The following is a 17,706-nucleotide window of genomic DNA, read 5'->3' on the forward strand; positions in this document are numbered from 1 at the left end:
GAGGAGGCGTCAGTCGCTATGATGGTCCATCATTCACAACATTTTCCAAAGCCCATGGTTTGCCGAGTTCTTTTGTAGTGAGCATCACTGAAGATAAAGGTGGAAACCTTTGGTTCAGTACTGACGAAGGAGGTCTAAGTTATTATGATGGAAAATCATTTACCGATTTTAATCTTGCCTTGGGGCAATTTGATAATGGAATTACAAGCATCATAGAAGATAGAAATGGAAGCATATGGATGAGCACCCCAGCTTTCGGTGTTTTCAGATATGATGGTAATTCTTTTACAAATTATACCACTGATCAAGGATTGGTGTATTCTGGAATTAGGAATATTACCGAGGATAGGGCCGGAAATCTTTGGTTTGGAACAGTAGATGGAAAAGGACTGAGCCGGTATGATGGCAAATCAATAACTAACTTTTCCACCGTCCAGGGTCTGACACATGATGATATTTCCTGTAGCATGGAAGATAGTTCAGGTAACCTTTGGTTTGGGACTAACGGAGGTGGATTGAGTTATTATGATGGCGAAACTTTTACCAATTTAACAACGGCTCATGGTCTTGCCAATAATTATATTATGAGTATTGTAGAGGATAAATCAGGTAATCTATGGTTCGGAACTGTAGGAGGCTTAAGTTTTTTGGATTTAGAATCCTATATAGAACATTCGAACCAAGATAGTATTCCAGCTACTTTATTTAGAAGTTTTGGAACCGCAGAAGGTTTGCCTGATAATAATATAACACAAGTCCTTCAAATGCCAAATGGAAAAATGGCCGTAGGAACTAATTTAGGGATTTCAATTTTTAATATTTCAGATGATCTTTCTAACCTTACCGATATGGAAATTTTCAACACTTCTACAGGATATCCTGTAAAAGATGTGAATGGAGGACAAGGCACTATGCTTTTGGATAGTAAAGGCATTATCTGGGCGGGCACTGGCTCCGAATCATCAGGGTTGGTTCGATTTGATTATGAGGCCTTAAATAAGAATGAAGATCTTCCGATGCTTGTAATTGAATCGGTTAAAGTGAAGGATGAACCTGTGAGCTGGCATACTCTAATCGAGTTTGGTGATGAAAACAGGAAATCCAATTTTATTGATGAAAAAGTTAATCCGCTAGACAGTATTTCCGTTCCTGCCTACATCACAGACGAAGTAAGCCTTTTCGGGAGGGAATTGACATTAGCAGAAAGGGATAGTATGACACAACGCTTTAAAAATCTTGAGTTTGATGGTATAACACCTTTTTATCATCTTCCACAAAATCTAGTATTACCCTATAAGCTCAATCAGGTTTCTTTTGAATTTGTTGCCATTGAGACTTCAAGGCCACAGATGGTAAGGTACCAATATCTTTTGGAAGGGTATGATGATAACTGGAGCCCTGTCACCAACAGGTCAAATGCCTCTTTTGGAAATATTCATGAAGGTTCTTATACTTTTAAGGTTAAAGCACAGGGAGCCAATGGAATGTGGACGGAACCTGTTACATATACTTTTACAGTATTAGCACCTTGGTACCGCACTTGGTGGGCATATAGTATCTATAGTATCTTATTGCTAACCGCAGTTTGGCAAATTCATTTGGTTCAAAAAGCAAAAACCATAAGGATAGAAAGAGAAAAAAACAAAGACAAAGAACTGGCACAGGCTAAAGAAATTGAGATGGCCTACCACCAGCTAGAGAATGCACATAAAGGTCTTGAAGAGTCCCATCAAACTTTAAAATCCACCCAAGCCCAACTCATCCAATCAGAAAAGATGGCTTCGCTCGGTGAACTGACTGCCGGGATTGCCCATGAGATTCAGAATCCATTGAATTTTGTCAATAATTTTTCGGAAGTCAGCGCCGAGTTGGTTGAAGAGATCCGAGAGGCGAGAAGCAAGAATCGAGACAAGATTGACTTGGAGTTAGAAGATGAAATTCTAGGAGATATCAAGCAAAATCTCGAAAAAATCAACCACCACGGGAAAAGGGCGGATGCGATAGTGAAGGGGATGCTCGAGCACAGCAGAACAAGTTCGGGAGAGAAAGTGCCCACTGATATCAATGCCTTGGCGGACGAATATTTGAGACTGTCCTACCATGGCATGCGTGCAAAGGATAAGTCATTCAACGCTGACTTTGTAACCGACTTCGATCCAAATCTTCCCAAAATCAATGTGGTCCCACAGGAAATCGGAAGGGTGCTGTTGAATATCATCAACAATGCTTTTCAAGCGTTTACCAATTCAGAATTCTTTCCCGATAGCTATCGGGATCATAATTCAGAATTAAAGCCTCTAGTGAAGGTCTCAACGATGAAGAATGGAGACAATCTAGAAATAAGAGTTTCCGACAACGGCCCCGGCATCCCCGACTCTATCAAAGACAAAATCTTCCAACCCTTCTTCACTACCAAGCCAACCGGGCAGGGAACTGGATTGGGCTTGTCATTAAGTTATGATATTGTAAAGGCGCATGGGGGAGAGATCAAGGTGCAATCGGAAGAGGGGAAGGGAACAACTTTTATTTTACTTTTACCCATTCACTAATCTTTACCTAAAGAATCCCCCAAGATATTTCCTTGGGTTTTTGTTGCTTGTTTTTTGGGTCGGAACCTCTTCAATTCTTCATACCTAGCCCATATTCGAGCAAATAGGAAGGTTCCTTGTTACTACCTACACGACTGAGGAGTATGGGAGAGTTCTAATCGTGCTTTCTGTAAACTTGAGAGGGGAGAGGCTGATTCGAGAGGACTGCGCCAATGCCCCCAAACGTGCCTACAACCTAGTCCAACTTGTAAGCCTAGCCGTAGTTCCGTTATATTAAAGTTCACCTTCCTTCCATCCTCCGTACACCTCCCCTTATATTTTGACCGTGTTTATACCGTGTATTCACCGTGTTTGAGGTGGGGGGTAGTTAGAGGTTCTCTTTACTGCATTCAGGTTATCTTTCATTTTTAAAGCAAGCATAGCCACCGGAAATCCATTTCAAATAGGTAGGTAACTGCTGATATAGAGTTCTACAGAATATCCATTATTGCCTCCATTTTTGCTTTATTGGCTAAAAACGCTGTTCCTCCCAAATTGAACACCCCTCTTAGTAAGAGCATTTGGTTTGATGGCGGGAAAGTTTTTAATTGTACAAAAATCCAATCCCTATGGATATCTATCCCTTTTACCAGGTTGCTTTCTGGCTCTCCGCAGCCTTTATTTGTGGAGTGCTCGCCAAGCGTATCGGCCTTCCGCCTTTGGTAGGGTTCTTAATCGCAGGTTTTCTGATCAATTTTTCAGGTCTTCAGGAAGGAAACATCAATAGCAACATCGATGCACTGGCAGATATAGGAGTGATGATTTTGCTCTTCACTATTGGCCTGAAGCTAAAGCTCAAAGAGCTCTTCAGGCCTGAAATCTGGGTCTCGGCTACCTTGCACATGGTGCTCATCATATTGGCTATGTCGGGTGTTCTCACGCTATTGATGTACTTCGGGCTCAGTATTTTCTCAGACCTGAGTCTGGAAAGTACGCTGATGTTGAGTTTTGCCTTGAGCTTTTCCAGTACAGTCTTCGTGGTAAAAACCCTCGAAGCCCGCGGGGAGATGGCTTCTTACCATGGTAAGATTGCCATTGGAATTCTGGTGATACAGGATATTTTCGCCGTTCTCTTCATTGCTTTCTCTGATAAGAAAATCCCATCACCTTGGATTTTGGCGCTGCCCATAGTTTTATGGCTTCTCCAGAAAATACTAAGTCGGCTGCTTCATCAAATGGAACATGGGGAATTGTTTTCATTCTTTGGGTTCTTCTCCATTTTTGTAGCAGGAGCGTTGAGTTTTAACCTGGTAGGCTTGAAGGCCGATCTGGGAGCTTTGGTAATAGGAATGTTGCTTGTCAACCATCCAAGGGTGGATGAATTGTATAGCCGGATGACTGAGTACAAAGATTTTTTTCTCATCGCGTTTTTTATAAATGTTGGAATGGTGGGTTTGCCGAGTTTTTCCACATTCGGTGTGGCCATGATTCTTTTGCCTTTTGCCTTACTCAAAGGGGTGCTTTTTTTGTTTATCCTATCCAGGTTTTCACTTCAGCCACGTACCGCATTTCTCAGTGCTTTGGGCCTGACCAATTTCAGTGAGTTTGGGCTTATCGTGGGCATAGTAGGGCTACAGATTGGTTTACTCACCAATGAATGGATCGTGGCAATGGCGATATTGATGTCTTTGTCATTTGTTTTGGCAGCCCCTCTCAATGTACACTCTCATGCCATCTTTGACCGGTTTAAGGGTGTTATTTTGAAACTCAACAGGAAAAAGCAAAGCATGGATTGCGAACCGCTTAGCTTCGGGAAAGCAGAGATTCTGGTGGTTGGACTCGGGAGTGTCGGAATGCCAACCTTCCATTCACTGCAGCAGATTCACGGTGAAAAGGTATTGGGTCTTGATTTTAACCCTGATTTGGTGGAGGCAGTTCAGCAGGGTGGACACAATGTTCTTTGGGCGGATGTCACTGACAGCGAACTGTGGGATAATGTGGATTGTAAAAACATCAAAGCAGTTTTTATGACGGTTGCAGATTTCAATGCAAACATTCAAACCATTAAAGAAATTGGCCGAATAAATGACCGACCTTTCAAAATTTTTGCAATGAGCAGGTACTCAGACCATGCAGAAAAGTACAGGTCGATTGGTGTAGACTACGTTTTTGAATACAAGGAAAACCTGGGGTATGATTTTGTGGCCAACGTTCTTAAAAGACAAGATGTTTAGTTCATAATTAAATTTCGGCAATGGCTCGCTCAAAAGATTTGGGTAAAATCTTCCAACTTTTCTCCACCACCATTCCATAAGTGGAAGGTATAATGGGAATGAGATTGAGTTTTAGTGAAGACCCGTGCCGGGGAGTTGAAAGCAAGGACATCCGAAGGGCAGTGAGTTTTTTACAGAATTTCCCTCAAAACCATAATCTCAAAGGAAACTTTACGGGGTTCATTCTTTCAAAATGAGTTTGGAAATATCCGGCTGTCTGGGTGATGATTTTGGAAAAACCTATGGATCTAAAAATATTTTCAAATCCTTTTTTTGAATGGGTTCCCTGATTCTTTAGAAAAATTTCCTACATATATGTCACCTCCAAAGGTCTTGGTTTCTTATCAGATTTTTTAAGTGAGGAATAAAACTTCTTCTCTAAAGGAAGCTGATTTTTTAGATAGATCCCATTCTTTTTTTTCCATTTTTAAATAGTCGTCAAAGTAATTTGAAGAAATCAAAAAGCGCATTCTTTCAAAAATTTAGACTAAGAAAAAAAACTGCCGTCGAAATATTGACAAAAAAATCTAGTTTTTAAATGTGTTGATTCAATCGCAACCGTTTTTGACGATCATAAATACATGGTATCAGTGTTGTTTAAGTCAAAAAAAATGACCGATAGATAGGTTATTAAATTTAGGATTATGGTCAAAAAAACTTAAAAATAAATGTATTTTTTATTATGTAAGTAATAAATAAATAAAATAGTTACAATTTTTAGCCGTTTTATTTTATTTTTTATTCCGTTTGAAGAACAATGACAATTTTCAATAGAACCTATAAATTTTATTTAAGATTATTTTCAAAAATTATTTCATATATTAGAAAGTCCTTTTTATTAAAAGTAAATTGTACTTTGTATTTAAAAAATGACAATTATTGAATTGGGTGAATCTATTTTTTATTTCATCTAAACCATTAAGTTTTAAAAACTATTATAACTCTTCAAACTTAAAATAACTTTCCAATGCGTAAACTTTACACATTTCGCAACTTGCTGATGCTACTATTGCTTTTTGCGGCAAATTTTTCTTTCGCCCAAACTGTTAAACTGGAGCAAGGACAAAACGGGGGGATTAATCAAGCCCCCGTAAGTCCGGTAAACTGGGCCACAGGAAATTCCAACAATTCAAACAGCCACTTTTTTGAAGGGCAATCCATTCCTTACCGTGTCACCATTTCTAAAATCCGGAGTGGCTTCAAAGGTGTTATTGAAATAGAATGGGATACCCGGTCCAATGGAAAAAGTGCCATTGATTACATCACCGGGTTTGATAGGATCTGCGAAGTGGTAGAACCGGTCCCGGGTCTTCCCTATGGGAGCAACGCATATCAATATGCTTCAATACCGGTGCCTGGTGCCGTAAGCGGAATGCCCGCAGCCAGCTTTAACCAAGTGCCTGCATCAGAGAGAAGATTGGCAATTCATGGTGGCCAGTTTGGTACAGTCAGTTATGTGGTTCAGCAAAGCCCTACTTCTAACTCCGCTATAACCCGAATAAGAATTAATTTTACTGCAAATAGAAATACAGTGGTCATTGCTTGGGGAGGTCATATTGCTGATGCCAAAGATTGGGGTGATGGCAACTCAGCATCAAGTATTAGTGGTTCCCCATATCATACAAGACTGGTTTCGTTGAATGGTAAATCTGTTGGCAGTCAAGATAGGTCCGTACAGGCTGCATCCACCTCCATTGACCTAGATCCTAACTGTGAAATAACCGGTGACGCAGAGGTTTGCGCAGGATCTTCAGCTACCTATTCTGTCCCTGCAGGCGCCAGCAATTATAATTGGTCAGTGTCAGGAGGCACAATTGCCACAGGGCAGGGAACAAACTCCATTTCTGTCAACTGGACCGGATCTGGTTCTGTCTCAGTAAATGTAAGTAACCAAGGCTCATGTGCTCCCACTACTTGTAGCCTAGATGTAGTATTGAAAACACCTCCGACCCTTACCGTGGAAGATGCTGTTCTTTGTAGTACTGAGAATGGTGGTGACACTGCTGTTGGAAATTTAACAGAATACGTTAAGGTCAGTTTTGGCAACCTGATTTTCAAACGAAACGGAAGTACGATTCAAACTCCTGAAGCCATCACAGTTACAGATGGCGATTTGATTGAGGTTACCGCAGTAGGTGGTTGTGGAATCACCAAAACATTTAAAGTAACTGTTAATGACCGTCAGATTTTCGGTATCTGTTCCCAAGGCAAGGTGTATGAACCGGTTGGATCTGAATTAAAAGCCCTTTTTGAGATTTTCAAGCAAGGCCAAACTGTTGAATCCAACGAAATTTTTTATATCGATAAAAACGAAGTTCTCGTCGAAGTCATCTATGTGAAAGATAAGTTTGCCAGAGCAAAAACAATTTTGGATAGCTTGGGTTTTGTGACCCCAACGGAGGAAGAACTTAAGCAAGATCCGAATTCGGTGATCCTTGCAGGATTTATTCCAATTGGAAAATTGTTGGATTTAAACCTTTTTCCTTTAGCTATTAACTCCGTACGTCCGGCAATCCCAGGTGTTCCTAATAAAGGTGCTACTACTACACAAGGCGACAGGGTGATGCGGTCCAATCTCGTGAGGGCGGGCTATGTCCACAAGGAGGGTGACCAAGCTATCGATGGTACAGGAATAAAAATCGGTGTGCTTTCGGATAGCTATGCAACACGGAATGATGCCGGCGTCAATACTTTAGACACTGATATAAGAAATGGAGACCTACCGGCCACTGACAGTCTTTATTTCTACAGGGATTTACCAAGCAGATTTGGTATTGGTACAGATGAAGGCCGTGCCATGCTGCAGATTATACATGATGTAGCACCAGGTGCCAAGCTTGGCTTCCGGACCGGCGTGATTACAGCGGGAGATTTTGCACAAGGTATTCGCGATTTGGCTGATGCGGGAAGTGATATTATTGTGGATGATATCACCTATGTAACTGAACCTTTCTTTAGTGATGGAAAAGTGGCAAAGGCGGTGAATGAAGTTACTGCCAAAGGAGTTTCCTATTTCACTTCTGCGGGAAATTTTGGGACTAAATCTTTTGAAGGAGTGTTTAATCCTGTCATAGATCCTACTATAAGTTTACCGCTGAAGGAAGGCGAATGGACCAACGGAGGCCGTATTCACCAATTCGGAAATGGGAATACAACACAATCCATCAAAGTCTTCCCCGGACAAAATGGCCCTGCTGTTTATATGATTGTACTTCAATGGGATGATCCACTCTATTCTGTTGACGGAAATGGTAGCTTATATGACTTGGATATTTATCTTAAGGATTTCGGAACTCCTTTATTTGGTTTCAACCGTAATAATGCCAACGGAGATCCTTTTGAAATCCTTTCGTTCACCATTAAAGAACCAACCACTGTAGATCTTTTGATCGCTCGTGAATGCGAGAGTTGTGGTGCCGACCTTGATACCAATAAAGGCATCAAATTCAAATATGTGGTTTTCAGAGGCGAACTTGACCCGGAAGATCCGAATAACATAAAGGCTTCTACCATTGTTGGTCACGCCAACGCTGAGGGTGCCATGTCAGTAGGGGCGGTACTTTATGCCAATACATCTGTTTTTGGATTTAACCCGGCACTAGTGCCAAATGGAACATTGCCATTTACTGTTGCCAATTTCTCTTCAAGAGGAGGCACAACCACCAATGGCGTGATTCGCAACAAACCGGATTTTACAGGACCAAATGGAGGGAATACCACCGTCAGTTTTGGTGCTCCCAATATAGAGGGTGATCAATTTCCAAACTTCTTTGGCACTTCCGCTGCAGCACCACATGTGGCCGCAGTGGCTGCATTGGTGAAGCAGGCCCGACTCAAATATTATCCTGAAACCATTCCGACAGGTTGGATTGGGGGAAAAGTTAATTTGCCTACCGATATCAGGAGAGTGTTAAAAACTACTGCCCAAGACATGCATGATACCGGCGAGGATATAAAATCCGGGTCGGGTCTTGTGCGAGCTGACAGGGCATTACTCACCTTGGCTGCACCAAATCCTACTATAATACGATTGGATACAACAAATGCAGCGGCAAAGGGTGGGTTTGTAGGAGACGTTAGCTTTACGCTGATTATTCGCGGATCAGGATTTTACGAAGATTCTGAAGTTTTATTCCGTGACGAAGTGATTCCATCAGTCTTTAACCCTGATTCGTCATACCTTGAGGTAACCATTCCTGTGTTCCAAGGCAATCCATCCATTGGTGTCGTTAACAATGGCATTTCGGAAGAAAATTCGGATGGTGAAAGATTGGACGGTGGAACAGCAGGCCCTGTTTTTTTCTTTGATGTCGTCAAAAAAACCATAGCCATCCGTGCAGATGATATGACCAAAAAGTACGCTCAGATTCGAGAGCCCTTTACAGCTAGTGTCTACGAAAGAGTTAACGATGAGTGGGTGCTAAGTGAATTGACACTTGAAGATGTTGGGGTTACCTTAAATCCGGCAAATGTGGACACTTCATTGAAACCATTAACTATTACAAGTACCATCAGTGGTGACTTGGCTGAAGTGGGTACTTATATTATTACTGCTTCACATCCTCAGACTGGTTTTGCTTTCTCTGATTTTTACAATTACGTCGGCGTGGAACAACAGGATGGAAATATCTTCTATGACGGAACAAGCAATGACTTCGGGCCATATGGTCCCGGCATCATCACAGTGGAGGCCTTGCCAATTACCATCAAACCAATAGACCTGACAGGTGACTCAGCATTAAAGTATGGGGAATCCATCAGCGAAGCCTTAAAATTTGATGTGATCATACCTCAAGAGTTGATTGAATTTGAGGAAAAAACAAAAATAGCAGATGTACAAAGCCTCAAAGACGCCATTCTTTCGCAGTATTTCCAAGATCTTGCATTGGCAAAACAACCTGGTGACAATAGCCTTCCATTGGGTATTTTTAATGGTAGGACTATACTTGACAAAGCCATTTTTACGAACAAAAGTTTTATGGTGAGTGCCAAAACCATGCTCAATGGACGTACTCTTTTCACCAATGGACGTACTCTTATCACCAATGCACGTACTCTTATCACCAATTCCGCATTTGATGTCCCTGCTGAGTCTTTCGTGGATTATTTCAATAATGATCAGGAAGATCAGGCATTAATTCCTGTGACCATCAATGGGAAATCCATGATTAATTCCCGCACTATATTTAATGCCAAGACAATAGTCAATGGACAGACCATAATTAATTCCAAGTCCATCATCAATGGACAAACCATAATCAATAGTCGGACAATTGTCAATGCAAGAACAATACTAAATGGACGCGTCATCTTCAACTCACAGACCATAATCAATAGCACCGGTAGTGAAGAAGATGAGGAGAACAACACCTTGGTGATTTTTGGAGAAAAAGACCTTGAAGGTGCTACTCTATTGAATGATGAAGATGTTTATGATTTTGGTGAAGATAACCCTGACAGTGAACAAGACGATTTCAACCTTCAATTCTTCTCCGTCAGCATGGTGTCAGGAATAGATGTGGGAGAACAATTTATCATTCCAGGAACATTTATATCCAGAAACTTTTCTGTTTCCTATGAGACGGCAGACCTTACTATTACTCCGGCTACCCTTACGGCAACTACAAGTGCCAATCCTGATATGATTGAGTTTGGTGATCCTGCCCCACAATATTCAACTGAATTTGAGGGATTTGAAGTCAAAAGCAGTTTCCTTGATCCTAATGGAGCTCCGGTGACTGTGGAAGACGATGAAGAATCTGTAATTGATGAGCCTGTTGGATATTCTTTATTGAAAGAAAACGCGACTTTCCCAAGCAGTGGATTAATTGGGGCCGGTATTTACGAGATTGATCCAATCATAAGCCTTATTCAACCTTCTAATTATACCCTTGGTACAGTCACTCGGGGTGGACTTACAGTAGACAAAGCAACTCCAACGGTTTCTGTGACGGGAGGTTTGTTTGAGTTTGATGGGGAGCCCATTGAGGCTACTGCATTTGCCTATGGCATAGGGGGAATGCAGGATTTCCTTGATTTGTCTTTAATTACTATACTGTATGAAGGAACCGGTAGTACTATTTATGGTCCGACTGTTTCGGCTCCTGTTCTCCCCGGCACTTACCAAGTCATAGCGAATTTTGCTGGCAATGCGAATTATAAACCTGCAAGTTCAGCTTATGCTTCTCTGATAATCATTGGTTGTATCAACAAAGCTCCGGTTATGGGTGAATTCAACACTGCAAAAGGAAGTGGCAATACAAGTAATTCAGCCACCATAAGCAGACCAGCCAATACCAAAACTGGAGACTTATTGATTGTAGGTTTGATGTTTGAAAAAGGTCAAGCTCCGTCTATAACCCCTCCGGATAACACTTGGATACTTATTCGCCGTGTCAATCAACTTAATCAAGTGGCTATGGTGACTTATTACAAAGTGATTACCAGCAACAATGAGCCCTTGACCTATAGATTCAGAATCAGTCAAAGTCCGAAATGGACAATGGGTATATCAAGAGTGAGTGGGGCTGACATTAATCATCCTGATGGCCCAATTGTTGTTTCAAGTGGCTTGTCAGGTGCCCAGTCTTTGATTGCAACTGCGCCATCTCTGACAACAATGGATTGCAATACCATGGTTATGCTATTCTACACCAATAAGAAAAATGCAACATGGACTCCTCCGGCAGGAACCATCGAGGTTTATGATGATCCAAATAACCAACAAGGATTAACTTCCAATATGATGGCTTATTATATCCAAAGTGAACCGGGCAGAACCGGAGATTTTAGAGCAACTGCATCACTGAGCGAGCATTGGGTTGCCCAGGCAATTGCCATCCGACCTCTTGTAACCAACCTTCAATCTGCAAGAACTCAACCTCTTTCAACTGAAACAATCTCCGAATTGGCAATTTCTGAAGGAATTTCAACACTTCAGCAGGATGGACCATCAGGAGAGTTGATAGCTTATCCTAATCCGGTAAAAGACAGAATGAGTCTGAGCCTGAGAGGTCTTGTGGAAGAAGAACCTAATTCATCTTCTTTGGTGATATTGGATGCCATGGGAAGAAGTCACCAATTGCCAAAAGTTTGGTTTGAAAATGAAAGCCGTCTGGAATTGGACTTTTCCCAAATGCATGTTGGTTTTTATATCATCAATATCAATACCTTGGAAGGTGTCAAATCCATCCGGGTGATCAAACATAATCAGTAATAGTAAAAAACTTGGAATAGTAAAAAAGAATGGAAGTCACTTCCATTCTTTTTTGTTTTTTCTCCCAACTGAATGATAATTCAAATTGCTCCTATTCAGGCTAATTGGCAGGAAAGTCTCTGACTTTCTGTTGGTAAATTTTTCATCAGGATATTGAATGCAATATGGTAGATTTGGTTATTTGGCCCTCTGCACCACCTCGTGTTTGATAGGTTCTATTCAAATCCAATGCTTGGGTGCCACCGAATATAAAACAGGAAATCAATTGGGATAAGGTAAGTTTGGTTTTTAGCCAAAAAAAGTACATTTTTAAGTGCAAGAGATTGCGGATAATAAAAATATTCAATTGAACATATCCCACTACTAACATTTTATTAGGTCCATGAACCGTTACATATTTATTTTTAAATTTTTACTGCTTTTTTCACTTTCAGTTTTTTCATCTGCAAGCGGAAGTTTGGCGCAAACCAGTAAAGTAGATAGTTTGTTAATTGGGCTTGAAAAACTGGGTGACGATAGTCTAAAAGTAAATCAGTATGTAGAATTGGGTCGGGAGTTGCTTGGTTCGGATGTAAAACGAGCCATTTTTTACCTAGATGAAGCCATCGAATTGGGGACTAAAATAAATTACAAAAAAGGTCTTGGAAATGCCTATAATTCTAAAGGAAGAGCTTCAGCCACTCAAGGGAATTTTCCGGAAGGGATTTTACACTTTCAAGAAGCATTGAAACATTTTCATGATATCAATGACAAGACAGGCGAAGCAAATATCCTAAGTAACCTTGGTTCCATTTACTTTATGATGGGAAACAGTACCAAAGCACTGGAACTGCATTTTGAATCCCTCAAAATTTCTGAGCAATTAGACAACAAGCTAAGAATAGGAACTTCCTTCAATAATATCGGAACAGTATACCAGAAGAACAGAAGCACAATGAATGAAGCGCTGACTTTTTTCAAGAAATCTCTGGAAGTATTTAAGGGAATAAATATGGTACAAGGAATGGCTACCGCTTCCATGAATATTGGGGAGATTTATTTTATAGAATCAAAGTATGATTCAGCCATTTATTTTCATCAATTGGCTTTAGAGCTTAGTGATGGCACCCTTGACGCGGCGTTTCCCCTTACACAGCTGGGAGAGATTTATGCCTCTTTAGGCAATTTCCAAAAAGCTTTTGGTTTTCACAGACGGGCTTTGGATGTCGCGGAAAAATTGGATGCCAAATTTGAACTGACTCAAGTTCTCATTGGCTTGGCCAAAACTCAAAGAAAGCAGGAGGATTTTGAGGCTGCGATCATTACTTTGGAAAGAGCTAAGTTAATTGCAAAAGAGATTGATGCCAAAGATGAATTGGTGGAAGTGTATTTGAATTTATCCGAAATACAGGCTTCTATCGGGGATTATAAAGCCGCTTATGAAAATGAAATAAATGCTAAAACTGTAAGGGAAGAAATTGCGAAAACAAGTACAGAGAAGATGATTCAACAACTTCGATTTGAATCTGAACTGGACAAAAAAGAAGCCCAGATAGAACTCCTTCAAAAAAATACAGAATTAAAAAATGCCGCAGTTTTCAATCAGAGGATTATCATTTTTGCTTCTTTGGGAGGATTATTGATGTTTGTGATTATCAGCATTTCGCTTTTCCGCAATAACCTCAGCAAGCAAAAAGCCAATCGCTTACTGCAGGTTCAGAAGGAAGAAATCCATGCCCAAAGGGAAAAAGTGGAATCTGCCTTTGACCAATTGAAATCTGCCCAAGCCCAACTTATCCAATCCGAGAAAATGGCCTCACTAGGGGAATTGACCGCGGGGGTGGCACACGAAATACAAAACCCACTGAATTTTGTAAACAATTTCTCAGAAGTCAGCAGTGAATTGATAGATGAAATAGAACTTGAACGAGCCAAAAGTCAGGAGAAAAGGAGCGAAACATTGGTGAGCGAAATTTTGAAAGATGTCAAATCGAATCTTGAAAAAATCGCGCACCATGGCAAGCGGGCAGATGCCATTGTAAAAGGAATGCTAGCCCACAGCCGTCCAAGTACAGGAGAAAAGGAACCAACAGATATCAATGCATTGTGCGAGGAATATCTGAGACTTTCTTCCCACGGCATTCAGGCAAAAGACAAGTCATTCAATGGAGAATTATTCCCAATAGCAATAGCGACTGAATTCGATTCCAGCTTACCCAAAGTCAATATCATTCCCCAAAATATCGGTAGGGTGCTGCTAAATATGATGAATAACGCTTTCCAGGCTTTTGGCAATACTGATTCACAAAGCTATAAGGATAGAATTCGGAATGCTGAAATAAAACCAACAGTAACTGTTTCTACAAAGAATCTAGGCAATAGAATAGAGATAACCATAAAAGACAATGGTCCCGGTATCCCCGATGCCATCAGGGACAAGATCTTCCAACCGTTTTTCACCACCAAGCCGACAGGGCAGGGAACGGGTTTGGGTTTGAGTTTGAGTTATGATATCGTGAAGGCCCATGGAGGAGAGATCAGAGTGGAATCAAAAAGTGGTGAAGGCCTGACAGGAACTGCATTTACCATCACTTTGCCTTCATAAAAGGGTGGGGCCTTTCGTAGATAGGATGATACTTTGACCCTGCTTTTCTAATCAAAGTAATTATCCTAAAATTTGAAGGAGACTTGATGGTAGTGCTTTTTTCAAATACCAACTTTTTATTTATATTTCAGAATATCAAAATCACCAAGCAAAAATTCGTCACTGTATGAAAAAAGTCTTTTTATGTTTCGTACTTATTGCCTTTTCCATTTTTTGCCAAGCACAGTCATTGGAAATTGAAAAACTAAGAAAACAGATCCAAGAGTATACCAAACAGGATACGGTTAGGGTAAACATGTTGAATAGAATTTGCATAACCCCTCCATTAGTTTCCGGAGATGAAATGGAGCAATTTGCTTTAGAAGCACTCAACCTTTCGCGGGATTTAAAATATTTAGTTGGTGAAGGCTATGCACAAGTAAATATGTCAAGGGCTAATCTTCTCAAGGGCAAGCCAGAAGCAGCCATAAAATCAATTGAGCTAGCCGATTCCTTGGCAAAATTTACCGAAGATCAATCACTGCAGTGGCAGGTATTTATAATAAAAGGGAATACTAATGAATCAAGTGGGGATTTAAGGGAGGCACTTTCCTGGGGACTGAAAGGAGAAAGTCTAGCAGAAGAACTTAATAATAAAGAATACATACTTCGTTCACAGAATTTTCTCTCCAATATATACGCAAGCCTTGGTGATTTTGGGAAAGCAATGGACTATGGTATGCAGGCTTTAAAAAGGGTCCAAGAACAAGCTAATGAGTATTTTTTATATTCCGCATATTTAAATTTGGGTAACCTGTATGCACAGATAGGAGATCATGGAAAATCAAATGAATATTTTCAAAAACTACCTGATCTGATCAAAAAGCTTGGATTAGGAAACGACCAACTCAGTACTCTTTATAATGGTTTAGGGGAAAATTACAGGCTTACACAAAAATACCCTGAGGCCCTTAGTTACTATAAGCGGGCCCTTTCCATTACAACCATTGCCCTTAATAAGTTGCTTTTTAAAGGAAACATGGCTGACGTGTACATCCACTTGGACAGTTTGCAGCTTGCATTTGATAATGCCTATCAGGCATTGCCTATTGCCAAAGAATTGGGTGCGACTGATTTGGAATCATGGATCTATGGCATTCTTTCCCGTGCACATTTTAAGGAAAACAGGGCTGACAGTGCTTTATATTATGCTGAAAAGGGCTATGGTTTGGCAGTCAAAACAAGGTATATGGAAGATTTGCGGGAAAATGCTAAAGCATTATCAGAAGCATTTTTGCTTAACAATGACTATAAGAACGCATACACCTACAGGAACCTATACATCAGCTACAGGGATAGCATGCAAAGTGATGAAATCAGAAACAGATCAACTTTGTTGGAACATAATTTCGAAATGCAATTAAAAGAAGATGAAATTGCATTGCTCAATGAACAGCGGAAATTGCAGCAAAACTTTTTGATCAGTGCCTTGATTGTATTGGGACTTATTTTGATTACAGCCTTTCTTCTGGTACGGAATATCCGTCAAAAACAAAAAGCCAACCGTCTCCTTCAAAAACAAAAACTGGAAATTGATGAAAAGGCAAGGCAGCTTGCCATTCAAAAAGACAGTCTCGAAAAATCATATAACAATGTCGAGTTACTCGGTGAGATAGGTAGACAGATCACTGCTTCATTATCGGTAGACAAGATCATTGGTACTGTTTACAACAATGTAAATGGGCTAATGGATGCTTCCATATTTGGCATAGGGATTTTCCATGACGAAACCAAAACCTTGGATTTTCCATCGACTTATGAAAATGGGGAAGCTTTGCCCCCATATACCAACTCCATTCAAGACCCTAATAAACTTGCGGCACTATGCTTTAACAGTGGAAATGAAATAATCATCAATGATCTGAACGAAGAGTATGGCAAATACCTCCAAAAAATGCCCACAGCTTCAGAAGGTAAGGTTCCAGTATCCCTGATCTATATTCCCTTAAAAGTGAAAGGAAAAATGTTTGGAGTGGTCACCGTGCAAAGTTTCAAACAAAATACGTTTACAGATTACCATCTTTATATGCTGCGCACGATTGCTTTGTATTCAGCAATAGCCTTGGACAATGCGGAATCTTTCCATAAACTGAATACAACAATAAATACGCTTCAGGAAACGCAGAAGCAACTTGTCCAATCCGAGAAGATGGCTTCCCTAGGAGAACTCACCGCAGGCATTGCCCATGAGATCCAAAATCCGCTGAATTTTGTGAATAATTTTTCAGAAGTCAGCAATGAACTGATTGAAGAGATAGAAGAAGAAAGAGCAAAAAGCCCTGAATCAAGGGACGAAACATTGGTCAGCGAAATCCTTGGCGATATCAAGCAAAACCTCATCAAAATCAAGCACCATGGTAAGCGGGCTGATTCTATTGTAAAAGGAATGCTTCAGCACAGCAGAACAAGCTCAGGAGAGGCTGTTCCTACCGATATCAATACCCTTGCAGATGAATTTCTTAGACTTTCTTATCATGGCTTAAGGGCGAAGGATAAAAGCTTCAACGCAGATTTTAAAATGGATTTTGATCCTGATTTGCCTAAAATCCCGGTGGTACCTCAGGACATGGGAAGGGTATTTCTCAACATCATCAATAATGCATTTTATGCGGTCGACAAAAAATCGAAATCAGGAATTCCTGATTATAAACCTGTGGTGGTTGTACAGACCAAAAAACTTGACAAAGTGGTCGAGTTAACCATCTCTGACAATGGTTCAGGTATCCCTGCTGATATCAAAGACAAAATCTTCCAGCCTTTCTTCACCACCAAGCCTACGGGACAGGGGACAGGATTGGGGTTGTCTTTGAGCTATGATATTGTAAAAGCGCATGGTGGAGAAATAACCGTGGAATCCAAAGGTGGAGTTGGGCAATCTGAAGAACAGGGAGGCACTTCGTTTATTATCACCTTGCCCCTAACCTGAAATGATCATCTCGATATTGTATTCCTTTTAAGCGTTGCTTATCAACCCATTGATTTGACAAGGAAAGTTTATTTCCCTTTTTCTTATGCGTTCATTTTTGAAATATGTTGGACAAAGAGCTTCAGGTAATACCCTAATCC

At 40.6% G+C, this 17,706-nt stretch carries 5 protein-coding genes; all 5 read left to right on the forward strand.

What is annotated here, in order from left to right; genetic code table 11:
* A partial coding sequence (locus tag MMU05_RS10215) for a sensor histidine kinase (RefSeq protein WP_241141585.1) occupies positions 1-2,549 on the forward strand: 2,549 nt, incomplete at its 5' end.
* 608 nt (positions 2,550-3,157) lie between these two features.
* Entirely contained in the window at positions 3,158-4,762 is a 1,605-nt protein-coding gene (locus MMU05_RS10220) for a cation:proton antiporter domain-containing protein (RefSeq protein WP_241141586.1), read from the forward strand.
* Positions 4,763-5,768: 1,006 nt separating this feature from the next.
* A complete protein-coding gene (locus MMU05_RS10225) occupies positions 5,769-12,017 on the forward strand; it encodes a S8 family serine peptidase (protein ID WP_241141587.1) in 6,249 nt (2,082 codons plus the stop codon).
* A gap of 382 nt (positions 12,018-12,399) precedes the next feature.
* Complete coding sequence (locus MMU05_RS10230) at positions 12,400-14,601, forward strand: tetratricopeptide repeat-containing sensor histidine kinase (protein ID WP_241141588.1); 2,202 nt, start codon at positions 12,400-12,402, stop codon at positions 14,599-14,601.
* 166 nt (positions 14,602-14,767) lie between these two features.
* Positions 14,768-17,566 carry a tetratricopeptide repeat protein gene (locus tag MMU05_RS10235; RefSeq protein ID WP_241141589.1) on the forward strand — a complete coding sequence of 933 codons (2,799 nt, stop codon included), beginning with the start codon at positions 14,768-14,770 and terminating at the stop codon, positions 17,564-17,566.
* Positions 17,567-17,706 lie beyond the last annotated feature (140 nt).

Source organism: Cognataquiflexum rubidum (assembly GCF_022538115.1).
GTDB lineage: Bacteria > Bacteroidota > Bacteroidia > Cytophagales > Cyclobacteriaceae > Cognataquiflexum > Cognataquiflexum rubidum.